This window comes from Curtobacterium sp. VKM Ac-2889 (assembly GCF_015350855.1).
In the GTDB taxonomy this organism is placed as follows: domain Bacteria; phylum Actinomycetota; class Actinomycetes; order Actinomycetales; family Microbacteriaceae; genus Curtobacterium; species Curtobacterium poinsettiae.
In genome coordinates this window covers 1,121,362-1,143,077 of sequence record NZ_JADKSC010000001.1, presented here as the reverse complement: position 1 = coordinate 1,143,077, position 21,716 = coordinate 1,121,362, and the positions used below count along the sequence as shown (strand labels likewise).

22 protein-coding genes and 1 tRNA gene are annotated in these 21,716 nt (G+C 71.7%); 9 read left to right on the top strand and 14 right to left on the bottom strand.

Annotated elements, in window-relative coordinates; genetic code table 11:
* Nucleotides 1-8: 8 nt before the first annotated feature.
* The 4 genes from ITJ50_RS05720 to galU form a co-directional block, all read right to left on the bottom strand.
* Nucleotides 9-84: transfer RNA gene (locus tag ITJ50_RS05720), tRNA-Ala, on the bottom strand.
* Nucleotides 85-157: 73 nt separating this feature from the next.
* Nucleotides 158-1,267: a hypothetical protein gene (locus tag ITJ50_RS05715; protein WP_071250342.1), complete on the bottom strand. Its 1,110-nt coding sequence runs from the start codon at nucleotides 1,265-1,267 to the stop codon at nucleotides 158-160.
* A gap of 118 nt (nucleotides 1,268-1,385) precedes the next feature.
* Nucleotides 1,386-2,045, bottom strand: coding sequence for a GNAT family N-acetyltransferase (locus tag ITJ50_RS05710; protein WP_017887986.1), 660 nt, complete (start codon nucleotides 2,043-2,045; stop codon nucleotides 1,386-1,388).
* 87 nt (nucleotides 2,046-2,132) lie between these two features.
* Nucleotides 2,133-3,023: a UTP--glucose-1-phosphate uridylyltransferase GalU gene (gene galU / locus ITJ50_RS05705; RefSeq protein ID WP_017887987.1), complete on the bottom strand. Its 891-nt coding sequence runs from the start codon at nucleotides 3,021-3,023 to the stop codon at nucleotides 2,133-2,135.
* A gap of 114 nt (nucleotides 3,024-3,137) precedes the next feature.
* On the opposite strand from galU, the gene ITJ50_RS05700 reads away from it, so the two are divergent.
* From ITJ50_RS05700 to mscL, 3 genes are all read left to right on the top strand, one after another.
* Complete coding sequence (locus ITJ50_RS05700) at nucleotides 3,138-3,722, top strand: 5-formyltetrahydrofolate cyclo-ligase (protein ID WP_017887988.1); 585 nt, start codon at nucleotides 3,138-3,140, stop codon at nucleotides 3,720-3,722.
* Between the two features lies 1 nt (nucleotide 3,723).
* Nucleotides 3,724-4,014 (top strand): FmdB family zinc ribbon protein, encoded by a 291-nt coding sequence (locus tag ITJ50_RS05695; protein ID WP_071250341.1) that lies wholly within the window; start codon nucleotides 3,724-3,726, stop codon nucleotides 4,012-4,014.
* A gap of 76 nt (nucleotides 4,015-4,090) precedes the next feature.
* A complete protein-coding gene (gene mscL, locus ITJ50_RS05690) occupies nucleotides 4,091-4,585 on the top strand; it encodes a large conductance mechanosensitive channel protein MscL (RefSeq protein ID WP_042540047.1) in 495 nt (164 codons plus the stop codon).
* Between the two features lie 109 nt (nucleotides 4,586-4,694).
* On the opposite strand, the gene ITJ50_RS05685 is transcribed toward mscL, so the two are convergent.
* Together ITJ50_RS05685 and ITJ50_RS05680 are read right to left on the bottom strand one after the other, a co-directional pair.
* Nucleotides 4,695-5,279 (bottom strand): CDP-alcohol phosphatidyltransferase family protein, encoded by a 585-nt coding sequence (locus ITJ50_RS05685; RefSeq protein WP_042540049.1) that lies wholly within the window; start codon nucleotides 5,277-5,279, stop codon nucleotides 4,695-4,697.
* A gap of 352 nt (nucleotides 5,280-5,631) precedes the next feature.
* Nucleotides 5,632-9,459 (bottom strand): ATP-binding protein, encoded by a 3,828-nt coding sequence (locus ITJ50_RS05680; RefSeq protein ID WP_017887993.1) that lies wholly within the window; start codon nucleotides 9,457-9,459, stop codon nucleotides 5,632-5,634.
* 143 nt (nucleotides 9,460-9,602) lie between these two features.
* On the opposite strand from ITJ50_RS05680, the gene ITJ50_RS05675 reads away from it, so the two are divergent.
* The 3 genes from ITJ50_RS05675 to ITJ50_RS05665 all read left to right on the top strand — a co-directional run bounded on the left by ITJ50_RS05675 (nucleotide 9,603) and on the right by ITJ50_RS05665 (nucleotide 12,013).
* Entirely contained in the window at nucleotides 9,603-10,475 is an 873-nt protein-coding gene (locus ITJ50_RS05675; RefSeq protein ID WP_017887994.1) for an HpcH/HpaI aldolase/citrate lyase family protein, read from the top strand.
* 10 nt (nucleotides 10,476-10,485) lie between these two features.
* Nucleotides 10,486-10,953 carry a DUF6264 family protein gene (locus ITJ50_RS05670; protein ID WP_159556966.1) on the top strand — a complete coding sequence of 156 codons (468 nt, stop codon included), beginning with the start codon at nucleotides 10,486-10,488 and terminating at the stop codon, nucleotides 10,951-10,953.
* Nucleotides 10,954-11,134: 181 nt separating this feature from the next.
* Nucleotides 11,135-12,013 (top strand): aldo/keto reductase, encoded by an 879-nt coding sequence (locus tag ITJ50_RS05665; RefSeq protein WP_031260190.1) that lies wholly within the window; start codon nucleotides 11,135-11,137, stop codon nucleotides 12,011-12,013.
* Nucleotides 12,014-12,094: 81 nt separating this feature from the next.
* On the opposite strand, the gene ITJ50_RS05660 is transcribed toward ITJ50_RS05665, so the two are convergent.
* Nucleotides 12,095-12,571 (bottom strand): hypothetical protein, encoded by a 477-nt coding sequence (locus ITJ50_RS05660; RefSeq protein ID WP_194590068.1) that lies wholly within the window; start codon nucleotides 12,569-12,571, stop codon nucleotides 12,095-12,097.
* Nucleotides 12,571-12,978: a hypothetical protein gene (locus tag ITJ50_RS05655; protein ID WP_017887998.1), complete on the bottom strand. Its 408-nt coding sequence runs from the start codon at nucleotides 12,976-12,978 to the stop codon at nucleotides 12,571-12,573. The genes ITJ50_RS05660 and ITJ50_RS05655 overlap by 1 nt, the downstream gene beginning before the upstream one ends.
* Before the next feature lie 146 nt (nucleotides 12,979-13,124).
* Here ITJ50_RS05655 and ITJ50_RS05650 point away from each other — a divergent pair, with 146 nt between their 5' ends.
* Entirely contained in the window at nucleotides 13,125-14,090 is a 966-nt protein-coding gene (locus ITJ50_RS05650; RefSeq protein WP_042540057.1) for an NAD(P)H-quinone oxidoreductase, read from the top strand.
* Here ITJ50_RS05650 and ITJ50_RS05645 read toward each other — a convergent pair.
* The 6 genes from ITJ50_RS05645 to ITJ50_RS05620 form a co-directional block, all read right to left on the bottom strand.
* The gene (locus ITJ50_RS05645) at nucleotides 14,087-14,863 is read right to left on the bottom strand and encodes an amino acid ABC transporter ATP-binding protein (RefSeq protein WP_042540059.1); all 777 of its coding nucleotides are present in this window, start codon (nucleotides 14,861-14,863) and stop codon (nucleotides 14,087-14,089) included. The two genes, ITJ50_RS05650 and ITJ50_RS05645, sit on opposite strands and share 4 nt — an antisense overlap.
* Nucleotides 14,860-15,738, bottom strand: a complete 879-nt coding sequence (locus tag ITJ50_RS05640; RefSeq protein ID WP_017888001.1) for an amino acid ABC transporter permease — start codon at nucleotides 15,736-15,738, stop codon at nucleotides 14,860-14,862. The genes ITJ50_RS05645 and ITJ50_RS05640 overlap by 4 nt, the downstream gene beginning before the upstream one ends.
* A 4-nt stretch (nucleotides 15,739-15,742) precedes the next feature.
* Nucleotides 15,743-16,564 (bottom strand): ABC transporter substrate-binding protein, encoded by an 822-nt coding sequence (locus ITJ50_RS05635; protein WP_194590067.1) that lies wholly within the window; start codon nucleotides 16,562-16,564, stop codon nucleotides 15,743-15,745.
* 85 nt (nucleotides 16,565-16,649) lie between these two features.
* Nucleotides 16,650-17,168, bottom strand: a complete 519-nt coding sequence (locus ITJ50_RS05630) for a cupin domain-containing protein (protein ID WP_228500940.1) — start codon at nucleotides 17,166-17,168, stop codon at nucleotides 16,650-16,652.
* Nucleotides 17,165-18,550 (bottom strand): amidohydrolase family protein, encoded by a 1,386-nt coding sequence (locus tag ITJ50_RS05625; protein ID WP_323749887.1) that lies wholly within the window; start codon nucleotides 18,548-18,550, stop codon nucleotides 17,165-17,167. Before ITJ50_RS05625 ends, ITJ50_RS05630 begins: the two co-directional genes overlap by 4 nt.
* Nucleotides 18,547-20,382, bottom strand: a complete 1,836-nt coding sequence (locus ITJ50_RS05620) for an adenosylhomocysteinase (RefSeq protein ID WP_194590066.1) — start codon at nucleotides 20,380-20,382, stop codon at nucleotides 18,547-18,549. The genes ITJ50_RS05625 and ITJ50_RS05620 overlap by 4 nt, the downstream gene beginning before the upstream one ends.
* Before the next feature lie 114 nt (nucleotides 20,383-20,496).
* On the opposite strand from ITJ50_RS05620, the gene ITJ50_RS05615 reads away from it, so the two are divergent.
* Together ITJ50_RS05615 and ITJ50_RS05610 are read left to right on the top strand one after the other, a co-directional pair.
* Entirely contained in the window at nucleotides 20,497-20,766 is a 270-nt protein-coding gene (locus ITJ50_RS05615) for a glutaredoxin family protein (protein WP_017888006.1), read from the top strand.
* A gap of 53 nt (nucleotides 20,767-20,819) precedes the next feature.
* Nucleotides 20,820-21,713: an amidohydrolase family protein gene (locus tag ITJ50_RS05610; protein WP_194590065.1), complete on the top strand. Its 894-nt coding sequence runs from the start codon at nucleotides 20,820-20,822 to the stop codon at nucleotides 21,711-21,713.
* Nucleotides 21,714-21,716 lie beyond the last annotated feature (3 nt).

The window sequence follows — 21,716 nt, the reverse complement described above, 5'->3', positions numbered from 1 at the left end:
TTGCCACGTGGTGGAGCTAAGGGGATTCGAACCCCTGACCTTCTCATTGCGAACGAGACGCGCTACCAACTGCGCCATAGCCCCAAGTGCTCGACCACACTAGCACCCTCGTTCGGCCCAGCCGAAATCGCGCGTGGCCCGTCGGGCGTGCCGCGGGTCAGACCGCGCGGCGCCGTCGCATGATCGCGTCGAGGTCGGCCTGCTGGTACGCATCGTCGTCGAGGACGCCCATGCCGGCCCACTTGCTCGGCGGCCCGGCAGGCTCGTCGGTGGGAGCAGGAGCGGCTGGAGCAGGAGCGCCGGGGTCAAGGCCGGCGGACGCGGCCGGGGCCCGGAGCCCGAGCCGCTCGGCGAGACGCCCCTGGTCGTGCGCGGACAGCGACGCCGCCGCCTCTTCGAGCTCGGGACGCATCCGGGACACGGTGGCGAGCGACGGGTCGGACTCGCCCGCACGGATCGCCGCAGCTTCGGCCTCGGCTTCCGCCTTGGCCGCGGCGACGCGCTCCTTCAACCGGGCGGCGAGCTCGGCCGACGACTCGGGCGACGCGGCCGGCGCGGCCGGTCGCTCCACGTAGAGGGGCTTCGGCACGTGGTTCGGGGTCCACGAGCGGTCCTGCGTGGGCACAGCGGGCTGTTCCGTCGACAGGGGCGGCGCCGGGTCGGTCCACGCGGTGGACTGCCGGGAGGCGCGGGTCGCGCCCGTCTCGGCGGCCGCGAGACGCTGCTTCCGCGCCGTCGCCACCTGGTGCAGCTGGGCCAGGACCGCTGCGGACCCACCGGCGGCGACGAGGCCGGCGACACCGACGAGCCAGAGCGACGGCGATGCGATGAAGACCACGAGGGCGATGACGATGCCGAGCGTGCCGAACAGGGTCGCTCCGAGCCGGGAACGGCGCATCCGCATCGCGGTCAGGGCCGGCACGGCGGATGCCCGCTCGAGCACCGGGGCCTGCTCGGCGAGGCGGCGGGTAATCTCACGCTGCCGCGCGGCCTCGTGGGCCCGGACGATGGCGGTGCGCTTGGCCTCTTCGGACCGGGCGACGCGCTGCGCCTGGGCCAGGGACTTCGCGTTCATCTCGATGCGGACCTCGTCCGGCAGCTCGGCGGTCTGCGCGAGGATCCGGAGGGTCTGCTGCAGCCGGATGGCGTTCCGCTCGGTGGCCAGGTACTGACGACGGGCGGCCCACGACGGCATCAGGTAGACGAGCCAGAGGACGGCCGCGACGAGCAGGACGATGCCGCCACCCCACGAGCCGATTCCTGCCATGCGAACACGGTAGGGGCGGCGGTTCCCCGGCCCCGTCATTGCCGGACGCGTGTTGCGCGTGTCGGGGCGGAATCCGTGGGAGGTGCGCCGCGCCTCCGGGCCCGTCAGGTGCAGCGCGTCAGATGCGCGGCGTCGTGTCCAGCGGCATCGCGGCCTCGTCGCGAGCGGCGAGCGGCACGGTCCCCACGCCCGGGGGCACCTGCCCCTGGACCCAGCGCTCGAGGACGCCACCGCGGACTTCTTCGGCCACCAGTGCGAAGCAGAAGTGGTCGCGCCAGTCCCCGTTGATGTGGATGTACCGGCGACGGAGCCCCTCGTACCGGAAGCCGAGCTTCTCGACGACCCGCAGGCTCGGGGCGTTCTCCGGCCGGATGCAGATCTCGATCCGGTGCACGCCGAGCGACCGGAAGCAGTGGTCGACGGCGAGGGCGACGGAGATCGGCGTCACGTTGTGGCCGGCGGCGTCCTCGACGACCCAGTAGCCGATCGAGGCGCTCGCGAGCGAGCCGTACGAGATGCCGGAGACGTTGAGCTGCCCGACGAAGCGGCCGTCGAGCTCCATCGCGAACGGCAGACCGAGTCCCGCGCGGGCGTTGGCCTGGAGCGCGCGGATGCTGCCACGGACGTCGGTGGAGACGTGTCCGGAGGGGTTCGTGGCTTCCCAGGTGCGGAGCCACGAGCGGTTCGTCGCGAGTGCCGCGTCGAGGTCGCGGGTGTCGCGGAGCCGGAGGGGGCGGATGGTGACCCGCCCGTGGGACAGGGTCGGGATCGTCGTCATCGCTGGGTTCCTCCGGGGTCCCGCCCCGGTGCGGGACGGGGTGTCCCGCTCGGGTCCGTGATCACCGGACCCGAGCGGGATGGCCGACTATTCGCCCGCGTTGAACTCCTTCAGCCACGACTTGAGGTCGGGGCCGAGGTCATCGCGGTCCGAGGCGAGCTGCACGATCGCCTTGATGTAGTCGAGTTTGTCACCGGTGTCGTACCGGCGTCCACGGAACACGACGCCGTACACGCCGCCGGTCCACTCTTCCGCGCTCGCCATCTTCATGAGCGCGTCGGTGAGCTGGATCTCGCCGCCCTTGCCCGGCTCCTGCTTCTCGAGGACGTCGAAGACCTCGGGACGGATGACGTAGCGGCCGATGATGGCCAGGTTCGAGGGCGCTTCGCCCTGCGGGGGCTTCTCGACGAGGCCGGTGATCTTCACCACGTCGTCGGTCTCGGTCGGCTCGACCGTGGCGATGCCGTACAGGTGCGTCTGCGACTCGGGGACCTCGAGCAGGGCCACGATGGTGGCGTTCTTCTCGCCCTGGACCTCGATCATGCGCTGGAGCAGCGGGTCACGGGCGTCGATGATGTCGTCACCGAGGAGCACGGCGAACGGCTCGCGGCCGACGTGCATCTTCGCGCGGAGCACCGCGTGGCCGAGGCCGAGCGGGTCACCCTGGCGCACGTAGTGCATGTCGGCGAGGTCCGTCGACTGGTTCACCTTCTGCAGCTTCTCGTGGTCGCCCTTCTTGCGGAGGGTCTCCTCGAGCTCCGACACGTGGTCGAAGTGGTTCTCGAGCGCGTTCTTGTTGCGCCCGGTGATCATCAGCACGTCGGTCAGCCCGGCACCGACAGCCTCTTCCACCACGTACTGGATGGCCGGCTTGTCGACGACGGGGAGCATCTCCTTCGGCATCGCCTTGGTCGCGGGGAGGAAGCGGGTACCCAGCCCTGCGGCCGGGATCACCGCCTTCGAAATCTGGAAGCCCATGGTCAGACCGTATCCGATCCCCCTTTCGAGGGCATGTCGTCGCTCCGGGGGACACGGGAGTGCGCGCGTTCCCGGCGGGAAGCCGCAACGACACCCCTCGGTAGACTCCTCGGCATGATCGCCGATCTCGGGAACGAGAAGCGCGCCCTGCGAGCCGAACTCCGGCAGCGGCGGCGCACCCGGACCACGACCGAACGCGACGCGGACACCGAGACCCTGACCGCGACCCTGCAGCGCTTCGTCGAGGAGCGCCAGGTGACGTCCATCGCCCTGTACCTGTCCGCGCCGGACGAGCCGAACGTCCGGCCGTTCCTGAACTGGGCCTTCGAGCAGGGCATCCGCGTGCTGCTGCCCGTCACCCGCGAGGACGGCCTGCTCGACTGGGCCGTGGGCGACGGTGAGAGCGAGACCGAGAGCCTGCTCGGCCTGCCCGAGGTCGTCGGTGAGGTCCTGTCCCCGCTCGCGATCAATGACGTCGACGCCATCCTCGCCCCCGCGGCGGCGGTGGGGCACGACGGGGTCCGCATGGGCTGGGGGCGCGGCTACTACGACAAGACCCTCGGGTCCATGGCGAACCGCCCGCCCGTCTATGCTGTGATCTTCGACGCGGAGTACCTCGACGAGGTCCCGCGCGAACCCCACGACGAACCCGTCGACGGCATCATCACGCCGTCACGCATCATCACGTTCCGGAGCTGATGTGCCCACCTACTCGTACCGCTGCACCGAGTGCGACAACGCGTTCGACATCAAGCAGTCGTTCTCCGACGCCACCCTGACGGAGTGCCCGGTCTGCGGCGGCGTCCTGCGCAAGGTGTTCTCCCCCGTCGGCGTGACCTTCAACGGCGGTGGCTTCTACCGCACCGACTCCCGCCCGGCGCCGAAGGCCGAGGGGTCGTCGAGCGCCCCTGCGAAGTCGGAGCCGAAGAAGTCCGAGCCGGCGAAGAAGCCCGAGTCGAAGCCGAGCAGCTCGAAGTCCGCCGCGTCCTGACGCGGTCTGCGCTCTCCGGATACATTGGGCGCGTCGCCACTCGGCGGCCGTCCTCGACCCGGAAGGAGACCCTCGCATGAAGGGCTTCAAGGAGTTCCTGCTCCGCGGCAACGTCATCGACCTGGCCGTGGCAGTCGTCATCGGTGCGGCGTTCACCGCGATCGTCAGCACGATCGTCAGCGCCCTGATCAACCCGCTCATCGGTGCGGTGTTCAACGCCTCAAGCCTCGACCAAGCCTTGAAGGTCAAGATCCCCACGGTCTCCGGCGAAGGCGCAACGCTCTACTTCGGCGCGATCATCGGCGCGGTCATCAACTTCGTCATCGTCGCCGCTGTCGTGTACTTCGCGCTCGTCGTACCCGTGAACCACCTGAAGAAGGTGGCGTTCGAGCGCGTCAAGAACGACGAGGAGCAGACCCCGCAGGACGTGCCCCCGACCGACGTCGAAGTGCTGCTCGAGATCCGCGACCTGCTCCGCCCGCAGAACGGTGGCGCCGCGAGCACGGGGGCGCACATCGCCCCGTCGAACGCTCCCGAGGGGCCCGGCATCGGCGGCTCGACGAAGCTCTAGCCCCGGCGCACGACCGCGCTCGGACCCGCAAGACACCGGTGTTCCCGCTCTGCACACCCGCAAACCGCGGTGCGCAGCGTGAACACCGGTGTTTTGCGCTGGGCGGGGGTCAGGCGGCGGAGACAGCCCGGCGCTTCGCGAACATCGCGACGGCGTACTGGGCGCCGGCGAGGACGTGCCCCGCGGTGCCGAGGTAGACGAAGACCAGGGCCACGACCCGGACCCACGGCGCGTTCTCGTCGACGGTGTGCACCGCGGAGAACAGCAGCACCGGCAGCCCGACGAACAGCAGTGCCGAGCGGATCTTGCCCGTCCACGTGACGTCGAGGTCCGGGTTGCCGTGGAACAGCACGCTCGACAGGACGACGAGCACCAGGTCGACGAGCACAACGACGGCCACCACCCACCAGGGCAGCAGGCCGACGAGCACCAGGGACAGCACGATCGCGATGATCGCCAGACGGTCGGCGACGGGGTCGATCGCCTTGCCGAGCTTCGAGCCCTGGTCGAACTTCCGGGCGATGAAGCCGTCCGCCCAGTCGCTCACGCCGATCACGACGAGGGCGACGAGCGCCCACCCCGGGTGGCCGGCGACGACGAGGCCGATGAACACCGGGATCAGCACGAGGCGGAACAGCGTGATCAGGTTCGGCCAGGTCTGCCAGTCGGGGCGCTGCCGCGCGGTGTCAGTCATCACGGGCCAGGGTACCGGTTACCAGTGCGGCGGGACGTCGCGCCGGAGCTGGTCGTCGTTCTCACCGTCGCGGTGTCGCGCCGGTTCCGGCGGCGGCGCCGGGGCGTAGCCCGCCACCGGCTGGGTGGTGACGCGCCTGCGGCGCCGCACCGGGCCTCCCGACGGGTCGTCCGTGTCAGGTTGCGGAACCGCTGATCCGGGAGGCGCGGCTGACGACACGTCGTCGGCCCGCGTCCACGTGCCCACCAGCTGGTCCGTCTCCGGCGTCACCGGACCGGCGGGCCGCGAGGCCCGGCGGCTCATCGGCGGGCGGGGCCGACCGTGGACACGCTGGGATCGAGGTCCTGCGTGCTCACCGGCGGGCGGGGATCGGTGGGATCGAGATCTCCTGCGTGGCACCGCGGTCGACCCCGAGCACGGACGCGACGGTGTCGGCAACGCGGTCCGGGTCGGAGAACAGCTGGAACGCGTGCACGCGCACGTAGTGCCAGCCGAGACGACGGAGCACCTCGGGGCGCAGGCGCAGGGACTCGCGCAGCGATCCCTTGACGAGCGACGCGTCGGTCTCGATGGTGACGCACACCCCGCCGTGCGCGGCGACGAGACCGAGCTTGCCACGGTGGCCGAGCGCGACCGGGATGCCGCGCATCTCGAGGCGACGGGCCAGGTCGACGAGCAACGGGTCGGAGTCGTCCGGCACGTACTCGGCGGTCGTGCGGGCGCGCACCTCGGCCAGGATCTCCGCGAGGGCGATGGTGCCGTGGCCCATGCGCTCGGCCTCGATGTCGGACGGCTGGAAGCACGTGACGATGACCATCGAGCGACGCGCACGGGTCATCGCGACCGCGAGCAGCCGCTCGCCGCCGGGCTTGCCGAGCGGACCGAAGTCGCGCAGCACGCGGCCGTGCGGGGTGCGGCCGTAGCCGATGGAGAACACGACACGGTCGCGGCTCTGCGCCACCGACTGCTCGAGCGTCGCCACGATGAACGGTTCGGCGCGGTCGCCGATGACGAACTCGGTCAGGTCCTTGTGGCCCTGGGCGGCGGTCAGCACGGCCTGCTCGACCCGCACGGCGTGCTTCGCCGACGCGGTGATGACCATGAGCGACTCGGTCGGACGGGTGCGGGCGTGGTCGATGACGAGCCGGACCACGCGGTCCACCTCGGCGTCGACGCTCTCGACGGCACCGGACTCGGGGTCGGGGACGGCCTTGCCGTCGCTGACGTAGTCGAGCGCGATCGAGCCGTGGCCCAGGAACGAGCCGGCCCACGGCAGGGACTCGATCTTCCCGCCGTAGAAGCGACGGTTCACGAGCTCGGCCAGGTCCTCGCCGCCGGCGCGGTACGACCGCGACAGCGACAGGGTGGGCAGCAGGGTGGAGAGCTTCGCGAGTGCGGAGTCGGCGTGGAACGCGTCGAGCGTGCCCTCGTCGACCTGCAGCGCCCGGTGCTCGGGGTCCACGGCGATGCGGAACGGCGACGGCGTCTGGGTGACGGGGTCACCGAACACGACGGTCTGGCGGGCACGACGGACGGCACCGACGGTCTCGGCGATCGTCACGGCACCGGCGTCGACCAGGATCACGGTGTCGAACGGCATCGTGTCGGCGATCTGCGGCACCTCGTACGGGCTCGCGAGCCAGACGGGGGCGATCGACCGGGACAGGTGCGGTGCGGAGTCCTGCAGCAGGCGCGAGGTGATCGCACCGTCGCGCAGCTGCGTCTTGAGCGCCGTCGCTTCTTCCGGCCAGTCGACGAGACCGACCTTCCAGTTCTCGGCGAGCTGCCACGCCAGGCCCTGGGAGACCCCGGCCGCGTGGGCGTCGTCCACCAGGCGGAAGTCGGCCTCGACCCGGTCGAGCATGTCGGTGTTCGCGCCGAGCAGGGCCCGGTCGGACTCGAGCATGGTCTCGAGGGCGGACTGCCACCAGGCGAGCTCGAGCTCGGCCGGCACCTGCACGTCCGGCACGTGCCGGTTCGCCAGGTCGGTGATGAGCGGTTCGAGCTGCAGGTCACGCAGGGTCTGCATGAGCTCGGTGCGCTCCTGCAGGTTGTGCAGGACGTCGGACTCGGCGGCGAGCTCTGCGATGGTCGGGACGAGCTGGTCGACCGGGGTGTTCGCGAGCTGGCGGTCGCGCTCGGTGCGGCCCAGCGGCTCGTCGAGACGCGCGAGGTCCTCGGCGACGTTCGAGAACAGCACCTGCACATCGGCGATGCCGGTCGGCACCTCGGGGTTCACGCCTGCGGCGACGTAGCGCTGCCAGAGCACGCGCTGCTGCTGGACGCGGGTCAGCGCCTCGTGCAGGTCGGACACGTGCACGCCCGGTCGGACGTACTCACGTGCGAGCTTCTTCAGCCGCCGACGGTTCGTGGACGACATCGGGGCGCCCTCGCCGCGGGGGGCGGTGGCCGCGACGAGCTCGGACACCGAGCGGTCGAACACCACCGGCAGGAAGCGGTCGAGCGTGTCGCGGATCTCGGTGAGCAGGCGCAGGTAGATGCCGAGCTCGTTGATCGTCGTGAACTGGCGCATGTGCGTCGTGCTCACCAGGTCGTGGGCGCGGCGGAGCAGGGTCGGCAGGCCGTCGGCGTCCAGGTCCTTCGCGATGCGGTGCGCACGCTGCGCCCCGTCGCTCGAGGAGAACTTCGCGCCGTACCAGGGCGAGTCATCGGGGCCGTAGCGGAACTCGCCGAGGTTCGCGGCGCTGACCATCGTCTCGGCGACGCGCGACCGGCCGTCGACCATCGAGGCCACGGACTGCTTCGACAGCCGGGCGGTCGTCGACGGGGCGACGGGCAGCAGCGACAGGCGCGACAGCTCCACCAGGCAGTCGAGCACCGAGACGCCGAAGTCAGGGTCCTTGCGGGTGAGCGAGCCGCGGTAGTCCTTCAGCACCTTGCGTAGGCGGACCAGGGCGTCGTCGACCTCACGGAGGTTCGGCCGCGCGGCCTTCTCGTTGCGGGCGATGGCACGGACGACGTCGCGACGCAGGGTCGACGGTGTGACGGCGACCCCGGGCAGCTGGACCTCGCCGAAGCGTGCGGCGATGCCCCGCAGGGTGGCGCGGCGCGGGCTCACGACGAGGACGCGCTTGTTCGCCGCGACCAGGCCGCCCAGGGCGTTCACGATGGTCTGGGTGCCACCGGTGCCCGGCAGGGTCTTCACGACGATGGAGTTGCCGGCCGTGATCTGGGCGATCACGTTCTCCTGCTCGTCGTCGGCGTCGAGCAGCAGCGTGTCGGTCTCGGGGCTGCGCTCGTCCGACGGGGTCTGCTCGACGGGGTGGTAGGACTGCTCGACCTGCCACTTCGCGCTCGGGTTGCCTGCCAGGGCGTCCAGCACGGGGTGCGACAGGTCGCCGGTGTCCTCGACCATGCCGGTCGCGACCTCGGCGAAGGCGGACACCACGAGTCGGGCGTGCACCGAGAAGCCCGGGATGTGCGCGGTCAGCCCACGCAGCCGGTCGATGACGGGGTTCGGTGTGAACGAGCCGTCCTGCTGCGCGAGGGCCACGAAGGACTGCGCGTCGAGGATCACCCCGAACTGCTCGTGCAGGGCGTCGGCGAGGCCCGGGTTGAGCACCGGCTCGCCGAGCAGGCGCACCTCGAAGTCGCGTCCGTGCCGACGGATCGCCAGCGGTCGCAGGAGCACGGGGCCGCGGAACTGCTCGTCGCCGTGCTTCCAGTCGGCCATGCCGATGCCGAGCTTCACGGCGTCGATGCCGCGCACGGTGGCGAGCTCGGTGCCCTTCGCCTCGACGTGTCCGGCGGCCACGCGGGCGGCACGGAGCGCCACCTCGTCGCGGATCAGGCTGGACAGCAGGGTCGTCTTGCCGGTGATGAACTGCGCGAGACCACCGGGGTGGGTGGTCGACAGCTCGATGCGGGCGCGCGGGTGGTCACTGAAGTGCGTGAGCGGGCTGGTGCCACCGACCCCGGTCAGCTGGGTGCGCCAGCCGTCCCACGTCGGTTCCGCCGCGTTGCCCGCCTGCAACCGCGGGTCGCCCAGGCTGATCGCCTGCGGGCTCGTCATCTGCAGCTCCGGGCGGAGCATGCGGTCCGGCTCGTCGTCGGTCCGTTCCTGGTCCACGTCCTGCTGCTCGTCTCGATCGTCGTCGGAGCGCGCGCGGGCACCCTCGACGGGGACGTCGTCGTTCACGTCGTCCTCACCGTCGGTCACCCTGTCCGCTCGCCACACATCCGACACTGTAGGCGGAACCGGACGGCCTCTCTGGCAATGAACCGAGGTTTCGGGGTTTCCGCATCGACGCGGCACGCGTCCGAGCGAGGCGTTCGTCCCCTCTGGTGTGGTACCAACGGGGCATGGCCATCGACGACCGCACCGCTCCGTCCGCCCCCACGCCGAACCGGCGTCGATCGGTCCCCGCCGAGATCTCACGCTCGTGGCTGCTGGTCTCCGGCACCGCGACCGATCGGTTCGACAAGTCCCAGCGGTCCCGCGCCGACCAGATCATCCTGGACATCGAGGACGCCGTCGACCCCGCCGCGAAGCCCTCGGCACGGCAGGGCGTCGCCGCCTGGCTGGCCGGCGGTGGCGAGGCCTGGGTGCGCATCAACGACGTCACGACGGACTTCTGGGCCGACGACGTCGAGGAGCTCCGTGGCCTGCCCGGGCTGCAGGGCGTCATGCTCGCCAAGACCGAGTCCCCCGCCCAGGTCACCGACACCTGGCACCGGCTCGGCGGCCAGACGCCGGTGATCGCCCTGGTCGAGTCGGCGCTCGGCATCGAGGAGTCCGTGTCGATCGCCAAGGCGCAGGGTGCGTTCCGCCTGGCCTTCGGGTCCGGCGACTACCGCCGCGACACCGGGACGAGCGCCGACACCCTCGCGATGGCGTACCCGCGGTCGAAGCTCGTCGTCGCCTCGCGCGTCGGCGACCTGCCCGGCCCGATCGACGGCCCCACGGTCGGGTCGTCGCACCCGATCCTCCGCGAGCAGTCGCAGGTCGCCGTGTCGCTCGGCCTCACCGGCAAGCTCTGCCTGGACACCGAGCAGCTCCCCGTCATCAACGAGGTCATCTCCCCCACCCCGACCGACGTCGCCTGGGCACAGGACTTCCTGGACGACTTCGAGGCCCGCGGCCGGGTCATCCGCGACGGTTCCGACCTGCCCCGACTCGGTCGGGCGCAGAAGATCCAGCGGCTCGCACAGGCGTTCGGGGTCGAGGCGCGGTAGGACTGCACGCATGACCTGGTCCAACGTCCCCGGCCCTCCGCAGCAGCCCTCCTCCGGCCCCACGGACGCGCAGCGCGCGGCGTGGGAGCGCGGCGGCACCACGTTGTTCCCGCCGGCGAAGCTCGCCGACCGGATCTCGACGGTCCTGCTCCTGGTGTTCGGTGCCGTCATGACCGCGATCACGGCGGTCGTCGGCATCATCGCGGTCGCCTCGGCCACGACGTCGTGCGACGCCTCGGCCGGGTGCTCGCCCGGCGGGTACTTCGGTGGCGCCGCCATCGCGGTCGGTGGCGCGTTCGTCATCGGGGTCGCCACGATCGTGCTGTCGATCGGCGCCTGGATCCGCCGCAAGCCGTCGTGGTGGATCGCCGCGATCGGCTTCGTGCTCGCGATCGTCGTCATCGCCTGGGGCGGCGTCGTGTTCGCGAACGCCGTCGACAGCGGTTCCGCCGCGTCGTCGGTGTCCGCCAGCGCCTGACCGACACCACCCTTCCGACAGGACACGCGTCGATCGACGCGTGTCCTGTCGGAGAACGCGTGTCCGTTCCGGCCTGGAGGCGCGAAGGCGGGGCCGCCACGGGCCTCCCGTCCGCCTGTCGGTCACGGTCACGGCGTGACCACCTGGGCGTGCGGGCGCACCCTCGGCGCATGCTGGGCCGATGAAGCAACGAGTCATCGGAGACGTGTCCGTCAGTGCCATCGGTCTGGGCGGGATGCCCATGTCGATCGAGGGCCGACCGGACGAGCGTCAGTCCATCGCCACGATCCACGCAGCGCTCGAGAACGGTGTCACGCTCATCGACACCGCCGACGCCTACCACCTGGGCGGCCACGACGAGGTGGGGCACAACGAGGAGCTCATCGCCCGGGCCGTCAGGGAGTACCACGACGACACCTCGGCCGTGCTCATCGCGACGAAGGGCGGACACCTGCGCCCCGAAGCCGGCAACTGGACCCAGAACGGGCACCCGGAGTACCTGAAGGAGGCGGCGAAGGCGTCGGCGAAGCGGCTCGGCGTCGAGCAGATCGGCCTGTACCAGTTCCACCGTCCCGACCCCGCGGTGCCCTACGCCGACTCGATCGGGGCGCTCGCCGAGCTGCTCGACGAGGGTGTCATCCGGATGGCGGGCATCTCGAACGCCGACCCGGACCAGATCCGCACCGCGAACGAGGTGCTCGGCGGACGCCTGGCCTCGGTGCAGAACCAGTACTCGCCGAAGTTCCGCTCGAGCGAGCCGGAGCTCGAACTGTGCGACGAGCTCGGCATCGCGTTCCTGCCGTGGAGCCCCCTCGGCGGCATCGGGAGCGCGGCCGACCTCGGCACGGCGTTCGAGGACTTCGCCTACATCGCCCGCGACCGTGGCGTCACCCCGCAGGTCATCGCCCTGGCGTGGGAGCTGCAGAAGAGCGACGTCGTCGTCCCGATCCCCGGGGCGTCGCGCCCGCAGTCGATCCTGAACTCGATCACCGCGCCGACCGTGCGGCTGCGACCGGAGGACGTCGCACGGCTCGACGCGTCGCAGGCCGCGGCCGCCTGACTCGTCCCCCTGGGATGCACGACGCCCCGCCGCTCCTTCGCAGGAGGGCGGGGCGTCGTCGTGTGTGGTGCGCGGTGGTGGTCAGCTCTTGGCGGGGCAGACGGCCGAAACCTGGTCGAGCGTGCTCTGCACGTCGGACTGGGCCTTCTTGACCTCGGTCGAGTCCTCTGCCGAACCGGACTCGATGGCCGAGCTGTAGCGCTTGGCCGCGCCCGAGAACTCCTCGAACGTGTCGTGCACCTGCTCGTTCGAGACCTTCGTCAGCGCCGAGTCGATGCGCTGGACGAACTCGCCGATGAGCGCCCCGCGGGCCTTCACGTCGGACGGAGCCGTGTTGGCACCCTGCTCCTTGAGGAACGACGCGAGTTCGTTCTCGAGCAGGGAGCAGGCCTCCTGCTTGCTCTGCGCGGGAGCCGCCGCGGCGGTCTTCGACGCCGAGGGCGCACTGGACGCCCCCGAGTCACCGCCGGACGAGTTCCCACCGTCACCGCCGGAGCAACCGGCGAGCAGCGTGAGTGCGAGGCCGGCCGTGGCCAGCGCGGTGAGGGTGCGGCGCATCAGGAGTTGCACTCCTTCTGGAACGCGTTGCCGGCGTCCTGCACCTTGGTGCTGGACTTCGTCAGGCCCGAGACGTCGGCCGACTTCGGGTCCTCGGCGATGTCCTCGATGTCGTCGACCAGGTCGCCGTAGGCCTCTTCGAAGGCGTCGCCCTTGGCCTTCAGGTCGTCGTCCGACAGGTCGTCGACGCCGTCGGAGATCTTCGCGTCGAGCTCCTTGAGCTTCGTGACGGCGGCGTCCGGGTCGGACTGCAGGTTCGCGGCCTCGGACTGCACGCCCTCGGCAGCGGACTTGACGGTCTTCTCGAACTGAGTGCACTGCTCGGCCTTGGACGGCCCGGTGGAGCAACCGGCGAGCAGCGTGAGTGCGAGGCCGGCGGTGGCCAGCGCGATGAGCTTCTTGGGCATGGTGGAGGGTCCCCCTCGATCCGTCCGCACTCCCCCGGATGAGGTGCAGATCCATGATCGAGCGTACAGGGAAGATCCGCTCCGGGTCCGGCCGGCCGCGGCCCCCGACAGCCGGCACGAGGGACGGGGCGCGTACCGTCGAGGGCATGCACGCCATCACGTTCGACGACGCTTCCATGTCCGTCACCGACCTGCCCGACCCCCGACCCGGCACCGACGAGGTCCTGATCGAGGTCGCCGCCGCCGGCGTCAACAACGCGGACCTGCAGCAGCGCGCCGGGAACTACCCGCCGCCGCCCGGGGCCTCGGACGTCCTCGGGCTCGAGGTCTCCGGCACGGTCCGGGCCGTCGGCACCGGGGTCACGACCGTCGCGGTGGGCGACCGGGTGTGCGCACTGCTCTCCGGCGGCGGGTACGCGTCGCTCGTCGTCGCCCCGGTCACCCAGGTACTGCCGGTCCCCGACGGGGTCGACCTGGTCGAGGCCGCCGGTCTGCCCGAAGCCGCCTGCACGGTCTACTCGAACATCGGCATGCTCGCCGGGCTCCGACCCGGGCAGACGCTCCTGGTGCACGGTGGCACGGGCGGCATGGGGTCGCACGCGGTGCTGTGGGCGAAGGCCCTCGGTGCGACGGTGATCGCGACGAGCGGTGGGGAGCGCAAGGTCGCCGCGTCCCGGGACCTCGGTGCCGACCTGGTCGTCGACCACCGCACGGAGGACTTCGTGGAGCGCGTCCTGGCGTTCACCGACGGGGTCGGTGTCGACGTGGTGCTCGACGTCGTCGGCCCGTCCTACCTGGACCGGAACCTGCAGGCCCTCGCCCCGAACGGGCACATCGCGGTGATCGCCGCGGGCAGCGGCCGCACCGCCGAGCTCGACTTCGGGGTGCTGATGCGCAAGCGCGCGTCGATCAGCGGCACGACCCTGCGCGCCCGGCCGCTCGCCGAGAAGGCCGCGATCGTCGCCGCCGTCCGCGAGCACGTCTGGCCCTTCGTCGCCGACGGCAGCATCCGACCGGTCATCGACTCGGTACTGCCGCTCGCCGAGGTCGAGGAGGCCCACCGCCGCGTGCGCGACGGTGAGGTGATCGGCAAGGTGCTGCTGACGCCCTAGGCGTGCACGCGGGCGAGGAACTCGACCAGCGCGGGGTGCTGCGGGTGGTCGAGGACCTCGGCGGGCGATCCCTGCTCGACGACCTCGCCGCGGTGCAGGAAGACGATCCGGTCGGCGACGTTCCGCGCGAAGTGCATCTCGTGCGTCGTCATCAGGATCGTCGAGCCCTGCCGCTTCAGCTCGGTGACCAGGTCGAGCACCTCGCCGACGAGCTGGGGGTCGAGCGCACTCGTGACCTCGTCGAGCAACAGCAGCTCGGGGTCGGACGCGATGGCCCGGACGATGGCGACGCGCTGCTGCTGCCCGCCGGACAGCCGGTCGGGGTACGCGTCGGCGAACGAAGCGAGGCCGATCCGGTCGAGCAACCGTCGCGCGGTCTCCTCGGCCTGGGCCCGTCCGATGCCGTGCACCTGGCGGGAGGCGAGCGTGACGTTGTCGAGCACGCTCATGTGCGGGAACAGGTTGAACTGCTGGAACACCACGCCGATGCGGGCCCGCACGGCGTCGACGGCGACGCGCGGGTCGGCGATGTCCGTGCCCTGCAGCAGGATCTCGCCGTCGTCGATGCCCTCGAGCAGGTTGACCGTCTTGAGCAGCGTCGACTTGCCAGACCCGGACGCCCCGATGACGCAGATGACCTGGTGGCGGTGCACCGTCAGGTCGATCCCGCGCAGAACCTCGTGCTCGCCGAAGGCCTTGCGCAACCCGCGCAGCTCGAGGACCGCGGCGTCCGTACCGGACGCACCACGGGCCTCCAGGCCTGCCTCGCTCATACGGTCCCTCCGATCTGCTCACGCCGCTGCTGCCGACGCGCGATCGCGTCCGTGACGCGGATCAGCGGCAGGCTGATCACCACGAACAGCAGCCCGGCGACGAAGTAGGGGGTGAAGTTGTAGGTCTCGGCCTGCGCGATCTGAGCGGAGCGGACCGCGTCGACGGCGCCGAGGATCGAGACCAGACCGACGTCCTTCTGCATCGACACGAAGTCGTTCATGAGCGCCGGCGTGACCTTGCGGATCGCCTGCGGCAGCACCACGAGGCGCAGCGTCTTGGCGTGCGAGAGCCCGAGCGACCGGGCGGCCAGGCGCTGCGAGGGGTGCACGGCCTCCATGCCGGCCCGGAGCACCTCGGCGATGTACGACGAGTAGGTCAGGGTGATCGCGATCGTGCCCCAGACCTCGGCGGGCAGCCGTGGGAACACCCCGAGCCCCGGGATGCCGTAGCCCACCAGGTAGAGCACGATGATGAGCGGCAGGCCGCGGAACAGGTCCGTGTACCCGGTCGCGAGCATCCGCAGCGGGAAGAACACCGGGTTGCGCAGGCCCCGCACGACCGCGAGCAGGGTGCCGAACACGGCGACGCCGATGGCGCTGAAGAACAGGATCCGGACGTTCAGCCACAGGCCCAGCAGGATGTCCGGGAACGTGTCGATCGCGGTCTCGGGGTCGAAGAACGACTGCTGCACCGCCGCCCAGCCGGGGGTGTTCACGACGCCGAAGTACACGACGGCGAGCACGACCAGGGTGGACACGACCGACACGACGACCGAACGACGGCCGCGCTGGCGACGGTAGAGCCGACGCTCGAGCTCGACCTGGCTCGGCGCGGGGGCGGCCACCGGGGTGCCGGTGCCTGCTGGCAGCGTCATGCGGTTACTTCAGGACCGGGGTGCCGGTCTCGGACGACAGCCACTTGGTCTGCAGCTTGTGCAGGGAGCCGTCGTCGTCGAGGGTCTTGAGGGCCTTGTCGACCTTGCTCGTGAGCTCCGAGCCCTTCGGCAGGACGAAGCCGAACTGGTCGCCCTTGCCGTCGTCGGGGAACTGCGCCGACACGGTCCCGTCGTCGAGCTGCGCGCCGGACATGTAGAACGCCGTCGGCAGGTCGGTGACGATGGCGTCGATCTGGCCGGACTTGAGTGCGAGCACGGCGTCGTCGTTCGAGTTGAACACCTGCGGGGTGACCCCGAGGACGTCCTTGACGCTCGCGATGCTCGTCGAGCCGGTCGCGACACCGATGGCGTCCTGCTTGAGCGCCGCGATCGTGGTGTCGTCGGCGGCCTTCGACTTCTCCGTCGTGACCACGGCCTGCGTCGTCGTGTAGTACGCGCTCGACATGTCGACGGCCTTCTTGCGCTTCGCGTCGATCGAGAACTGCTGGACGTTGAGGTCCCAGTCCTTCGGGCCCGGGGCGATGGCACTGTCGAAGGTGCTGCGCTTCCACACGACGTCGGACTTGCCGTAGCCCATCTCCTTCGCGACGGCGTACGCCACGGCGGACTCGAAGCCCTTGCCGGACTGCGGCTTGTTGTCCTCGACCCAGGGCGAGTACGCCGGGTCACCGGTGGCGATCGTGAGCTTGCCGTCGGTCACGGTGCCGTCGGCGTTGCTGCTGCCCCCGGCGGAGCAGGCCGACAGGGCGAGGGCGGCGACCGCGGCGGTGGCGACGGCGAGGGTGAAGCGGAGGGGACGGGTCACGGTCGGGCCTTCGTGCGAGGGGGGGGTGGGGGCAGGTCGAAGTGTACTTCGCGGTGGGATACCAACGCGAAACGGTGTCGCGGTGCTACTCGGCGGCAGAGTCCCCGTCGTCGGCCATCGTGAAGTCGTCGAACGAGAAGCCCGGCGACACCAGGCAGCTCAGCAGCACTTCGCCGTCGCCCGGGATCGTCCGCTGCCACACCCCGCCGCGCACGAACGCCTGCGCGTCGTTCACCCGGTCGCGGCCGGCGTCCGGGCCGAGCGTGATCGTCGCGCCGGGCTCGGGGACGTCACCGTCGCCGCCGAGCTGCAGGTCGACGGTGTCCGGACCGTGCCACATCCAGATCTCGTCGCTCGTGACCCGGTGCCAGGCCGAGGCCTCGCCCGGGGGCAGCAGGAAGTGGATCAGGGTGGCGGCCGGACGGTCCCCCGCGGGGGTGGTGACCGTCGCCGGCGAGGCCCAGGTGCGGACGTACCAACCGCCCTCGGGGTGCGGTTCCATGCCGAGGGCGATGGCGCGCTTCGGCACGTCGAGCCACTCGATCAGGTCGCCGGTGACGGTTCGGCGTGCGGCCATCCCTGGGCGGGGTGCGGTCTCGGTCATCGTTCCTCCTGGTGCGGTGCGCGGATGTCCATGTGCGGGGAAGCCGGTTCGGTGACGACGCCCGCCGCGGCACGGACGACCCCGCGGATCACGGTGGCGGCCGCCCGCCCGGCGCCGTCCTCGACGAGCTCGGCGAGCGCGTCCGGCACGGTACGGGCATCGACGTCGAAGACCGCCAGGTCGGCACGCGCCCCGACGGCGAGGTGCCCGATGCGGTCCGGCCCGACGGCGAGCCCCATCGCGTGCGCGCCACCGAGGGTCGCCGCCGCGAGCAGCCGCTCGTGCAGGTCCCGGTGCCCGTAGCCCTGGGCGCGGGCGATCCGGTGCAGCGCGGTGACGTCGGCCATCAGGTCGAGGGACGGTGACGACGACAGGGAGTCGGTGCCGATGGCGATCGGGCTGCCCTCGCGCAGGTAGTCGGCGACGGGCGGCGGATCGAGGCCGATGACGGCGTTCGACCGCGGGCACAGTGCGACGGCGGTGCCCCGGGCACGCAGGAGGGCCCGGTCGGCCGCGGTCATGTAGACGCCGTGGGCGATGTGGCAGTCCGGGCCGAGCACCCCGAGCCGGTCGACGAACGCGGTGGCACTCGCGCCGAAGCCCAGGGCTCGCAGCGCCCGGAACGACGGCACGTTCGCCAGGTGCCAGTCGTTCCCGTGTCCGACGCCGTCGACCCCGTCGAGCCCGGGGACCGGACCGAGGGCGGTGCGCTCCCCCTCGAACGCCGCTTCGCCGAGGTGCAGGTGCAGTCGCAGACCGCGCTGCCGCACGATGTCGGGGAGCTCGAGCAGCGGGGCGACCTCGAGCGAGTACGGCGCGTGTGGCGACAGACCCGCACCGGGCGTCGTGGGGATCCGGTCGAGTTCGTCGAGCACCTGGTCGCGACCGTGCGACTGCCAGGCGTCGTTCTCCCAGTCCATCACCTCCCAGTACGCGATGCCGCCGAGCCCGGCGTCCTGCAGCGCGGTGGCGGCCTCGATGTCGGTGACGATGTCCGCGATGCTCGTGACGCCGGCCAGGATCGACGCCCGTGCACCGTCCGCGGCTTCGGCCCGCCAGTCGTGCGGTTCGGCGTAGTCGACGTTGAACGCTGCGGCCCAGTCCTCGAATCCGCCGTACTGGCGCTGGCCGACACTGGCCATGCCGGTGTACTGCAGATGCGAGTGCGCGTTCACGAGTCCGGGCAGGAGCGCACCGCGCCACTGCCGCTCGGTGAACGTCGCGCCGGAACCGGTGAGCTGGTCGATGACCCACGACCGGTCGCCGACGTGCAGGATGCGGCCGTCCTGCACGGCGACCGCGCCGTCCGCGATCGGCGGCGCGGTCATCGGCACGACGACGCGCGCCGAGTGCACGGTGACCGGGTGCGGTCGGGCGCTCACGTGGGGTCTCCGAAACGGTGCGTCCGGACGTCCGGCTCGCGGTCCGCCGGGTGTTCAGGGGGAAGGCCTGGGCCCACGCCGCCGGTTCCGGTCTGACGCGCCAGCGGCAGCCCGGCCGTGCCGGTGGGGAGAGGCCCGACGTGCGTTCCGAAGGCGGCGAGCGCCGTGCGGGCGGTGATGTCGTCGACCGCGGGGTCGATCGGCACGACGGCACGCTCCAGCTCGTCGCCGCGTTCCAGGAGCATCCGGACGGCGCCGAGCTGCACGGCGAAGGACAGGTCCATGATCTCGACCGGGTTGCCCTCGGCCGCGGTGATGTTGATGCAGCCACCGTCGTCGAGCACGATCGGCCCGCCGTCGACGCCGGGGAACACGAACCGCTCGGCCTTCGGCCCCACGGGCCGCCGTTCGACCCCGGCGGCGAGGGCGTCGTCGACCGCGATCTCTTGGTCGACCCCACCGGCGACGGCGACGATCGCGCCGTCCGCGCAAGCACGGAGCACCTCGAGGTCGATGGTGTCCCGCACCCCGGTGGCGCTCATCACGAGGTCGGCGTCACGCACCGCCTGGACCAGCGGGGCCACGGCGTACCCGGCGAAGCGGGCCTGCAGGGCGCGGACCGGGTCGGTCTCGGCGACCGTCACCCGGAACCCGAGGGCGGCGAGCACCAGGGCGACCCCTTCGCCGACGTGCCCGAACCCGGCGACCGCCGCCGCGCCTCTCCCCACCGGCACGGCCAGCCCGCCGCTGGCGCGTCGAGCCGGAACCGGCGGCGTGGGCCCAGCCTGCAATCGGTGTGCGCCGGACGCGAGCCCGTCGACCAGGTCGAGCACCGCGAACACCGTCGACTGCCCGGTGCCGTACCGGTTGTCGAAGAACGTCTTGGTGCGGGCGTCGTTCACCGCGATCACGGGGATGCCGAGCTCGCCGCGCGCCGCCAGCACACGCAGGGGTCGCAGGCCGCTCGTGGTCTCCTCGGCGGCGCCGAGCATCGTCGGCAGCAGGTCGGGGCGCTCCTGGTGGGCGAGCCGGATGACGTGTGCCCCGTCGTCGAGCAGGATGTGCGGCGCCGTGTCGAGCATCGCGAGGGCCAGCCGCTTCTGTTCGGCGAGTGTCGCGGTGCTGCTCGCGAACACCGTCAGGCCGGCGGACCGCAGTGCGTCAGCGACGGCGTCGTCGGTCTCGTCGGCGTGGGCGTAGACGACGACCTCGGCACCGGCATCGCGGAGCAGCAGGCTCAGCACCGCCGTCTTGGGTTCGAGGAACATCGCGACGCCGATGCGTGTGCCGCGCAGGAGTCCGCCGTCGCGGAGTTCGGCGGCGACCGACCGGGCGACCGGCATCGACCGCCGGGCCCATCGCAGGCGGGCCTCGGCTGCGGGGTCGTGCTCGGGGTCGCGGCCGGTGGAGACGAGGAAGACGTCGTCGGAGAGCATCGGAACGGCGAGGACGCCGGGGCGGGCGGGTGCGACGGGACCGAAGGCGTCCTCGTCGACGGCGGGCAGGTACCGACCGGCGTCGATGACGACCAGGGTGGCGCCGCGTGGGCGGTCGGCTGCCTGCTCGACGGCGGGCGTCGATTCCTCGGGTGTGCCGAGACACCAGAGCTGGTCGACCAGGTCGGACGGCTGCTGCGGGTTCGACTGCTGCTGCTCGTCGGCCTCGCGCGCGCCGAGTGCGGTCAGCAGGTGCCGGAGCGCCGCGGCGTCCCGGGGGTCCCCGCCGACGATGCGGAACCGGCGGGCGGCGACGAGCAGGTTGGTCGCAGCGGCGAACCGCCGGACGGCCGCCGAGGCCCAGGCCAGCGTCGCGGGGTCGGGTGCTGGCGGCATGTGCCAATCGTAGGGCGAGGCCGGGCACGCGCCTGCTGCGGAGGCCTGCGGTCCTGTCGCCCTGCGACGCGGGCTCCGGGAATGCCCGGTGGCGCTCCGACGTACTCTCTGCACATGAGCGATGCGACGACTGCCCCCGACCGCGTGACCATGTTCGGCGCCGACTGGTGCCGCGACTGCCGTCGGTCCAAGGCGCTGCTCGACACCCTCGGCGTGGACTACGAGTACGTCGACGTGGAGCAGGACCTGTCCGCGGCGGACCGTGCCGAGGCGATCAGCGGCCGGAAGAACATCCCCGTCGTGGTGCTGCCGAACGGCAAGCACTTCGTCGAGCCGTCCGACGCCGAGCTGCGCGCCGAGCTCGAGGCCTCCGGCGTCGTCTGAGCCGCACCGGCAACGTGCGGGTGAACATCGGATGAATCAGGCATCATGAGCGCGTGATCATCGACGCTCACCACCACCTCTGGGATCCCGCCGACCGGCCGTACCCCTGGATGGACGACTCGGTCGCCCCGATCCGCCGACGGTTCGACGTGGACGACCTGCGCGCCGCCGCCCGGAGCACCGACGTCACCCGGACGATCGTCGTGCAGGCCGTGCACGACCCCGGCGAGACCGCCTGGCTCCTCGAGCAGCCCGAGCCGGTCGCCGGGGTCGTCGGCTGGGTGGACCTGACCGCCCCGGACGTCGCCGACCGGATCGCCGCCCTCGCCGCCCTCGTCGCACGACCCGGTCGCACCCCCGTGGACGGGAACCGCCTGGTCGGCATCCGGCACCAGGCGCAAGACGAACCGGACCCTGACTGGCTCGCCCGGCCCGAGGTCGTCCGAGGCGTCCGCGCCCTCGCCGCCGCCGGCCTGGTGTTCGACCTGCTCGTCCGCGCACGGGAGCACCGCGCAGCGCTGACACTGGTCGACGCCGTGCCCGAGGCCTCGTTCGTCCTCGACCACGCCGGCAAGCCCGACATCGCGGGCGGGGGCCCCGGGTGGCCGAGCCGGATGGACGACTTCGCCGCACGCCCCAACGTCGCCTGCAAGGTGTCCGGCCTGTTCACCGAGGCCGGCCCGGAGTGGCGACGGCAGCCGGTCGACCGGTACGTCCGCGCCGTGGTCGAGCGGTTCGGCCCGGCGCGGTCGATGTTCGGGTCGGACTGGCCCGTCTCGACACTCGCCACGACCTACGACGACGTGGTCCGACGCACCACCGAGGCACTGGCCGACCTGAGCCCGGACGACCGCCAGGCGGTCCTCGGCGGCACGGCGGAGCGCACCTACCTGCATGACAGGACCCTCAGCACCCGGAACCTTGTCGACACCTCGGACCAGACATAGGAT

Bases quoted from the DNA above. Each gene is read 5' to 3' on its own strand.
- ITJ50_RS05715 (WP_071250342.1), bottom strand. From the start codon at position 1,267: ATGGCAGGAATCGGCTCGTGGGGTGGCGGCATCGTCCTGCTCGTCGCG.
- ITJ50_RS05710 (WP_017887986.1), bottom strand. From the start codon at position 2,045: ATGACGACGATCCCGACCCTGTCCCACGGGCGGGTCACCATCCGCCCC.
- galU (WP_017887987.1), bottom strand. From the start codon at position 3,023: ATGGGCTTCCAGATTTCGAAGGCGGTGATCCCGGCCGCAGGGCTGGGT.
- ITJ50_RS05700 (WP_017887988.1), top strand. From the start codon at position 3,138: ATGATCGCCGATCTCGGGAACGAGAAGCGCGCCCTGCGAGCCGAACTC.
- mscL (WP_042540047.1), top strand. From the start codon at position 4,091: ATGAAGGGCTTCAAGGAGTTCCTGCTCCGCGGCAACGTCATCGACCTG.
- ITJ50_RS05685 (WP_042540049.1), bottom strand. From the start codon at position 5,279: ATGACTGACACCGCGCGGCAGCGCCCCGACTGGCAGACCTGGCCGAAC.
- ITJ50_RS05675 (WP_017887994.1), top strand. From the start codon at position 9,603: ATGGCCATCGACGACCGCACCGCTCCGTCCGCCCCCACGCCGAACCGG.
- ITJ50_RS05670 (WP_159556966.1), top strand. From the start codon at position 10,486: ATGACCTGGTCCAACGTCCCCGGCCCTCCGCAGCAGCCCTCCTCCGGC.
- ITJ50_RS05665 (WP_031260190.1), top strand. From the start codon at position 11,135: ATGAAGCAACGAGTCATCGGAGACGTGTCCGTCAGTGCCATCGGTCTG.
- ITJ50_RS05660 (WP_194590068.1), bottom strand. From the start codon at position 12,571: ATGCGCCGCACCCTCACCGCGCTGGCCACGGCCGGCCTCGCACTCACG.
- ITJ50_RS05655 (WP_017887998.1), bottom strand. From the start codon at position 12,978: ATGCCCAAGAAGCTCATCGCGCTGGCCACCGCCGGCCTCGCACTCACG.
- ITJ50_RS05650 (WP_042540057.1), top strand. From the start codon at position 13,125: ATGCACGCCATCACGTTCGACGACGCTTCCATGTCCGTCACCGACCTG.
- ITJ50_RS05645 (WP_042540059.1), bottom strand. From the start codon at position 14,863: ATGAGCGAGGCAGGCCTGGAGGCCCGTGGTGCGTCCGGTACGGACGCC.
- ITJ50_RS05640 (WP_017888001.1), bottom strand. From the start codon at position 15,738: ATGACGCTGCCAGCAGGCACCGGCACCCCGGTGGCCGCCCCCGCGCCG.
- ITJ50_RS05630 (WP_228500940.1), bottom strand. From the start codon at position 17,168: ATGACCGAGACCGCACCCCGCCCAGGGATGGCCGCACGCCGAACCGTC.
- ITJ50_RS05620 (WP_194590066.1), bottom strand. From the start codon at position 20,382: ATGCCGCCAGCACCCGACCCCGCGACGCTGGCCTGGGCCTCGGCGGCC.
- ITJ50_RS05615 (WP_017888006.1), top strand. From the start codon at position 20,497: ATGAGCGATGCGACGACTGCCCCCGACCGCGTGACCATGTTCGGCGCC.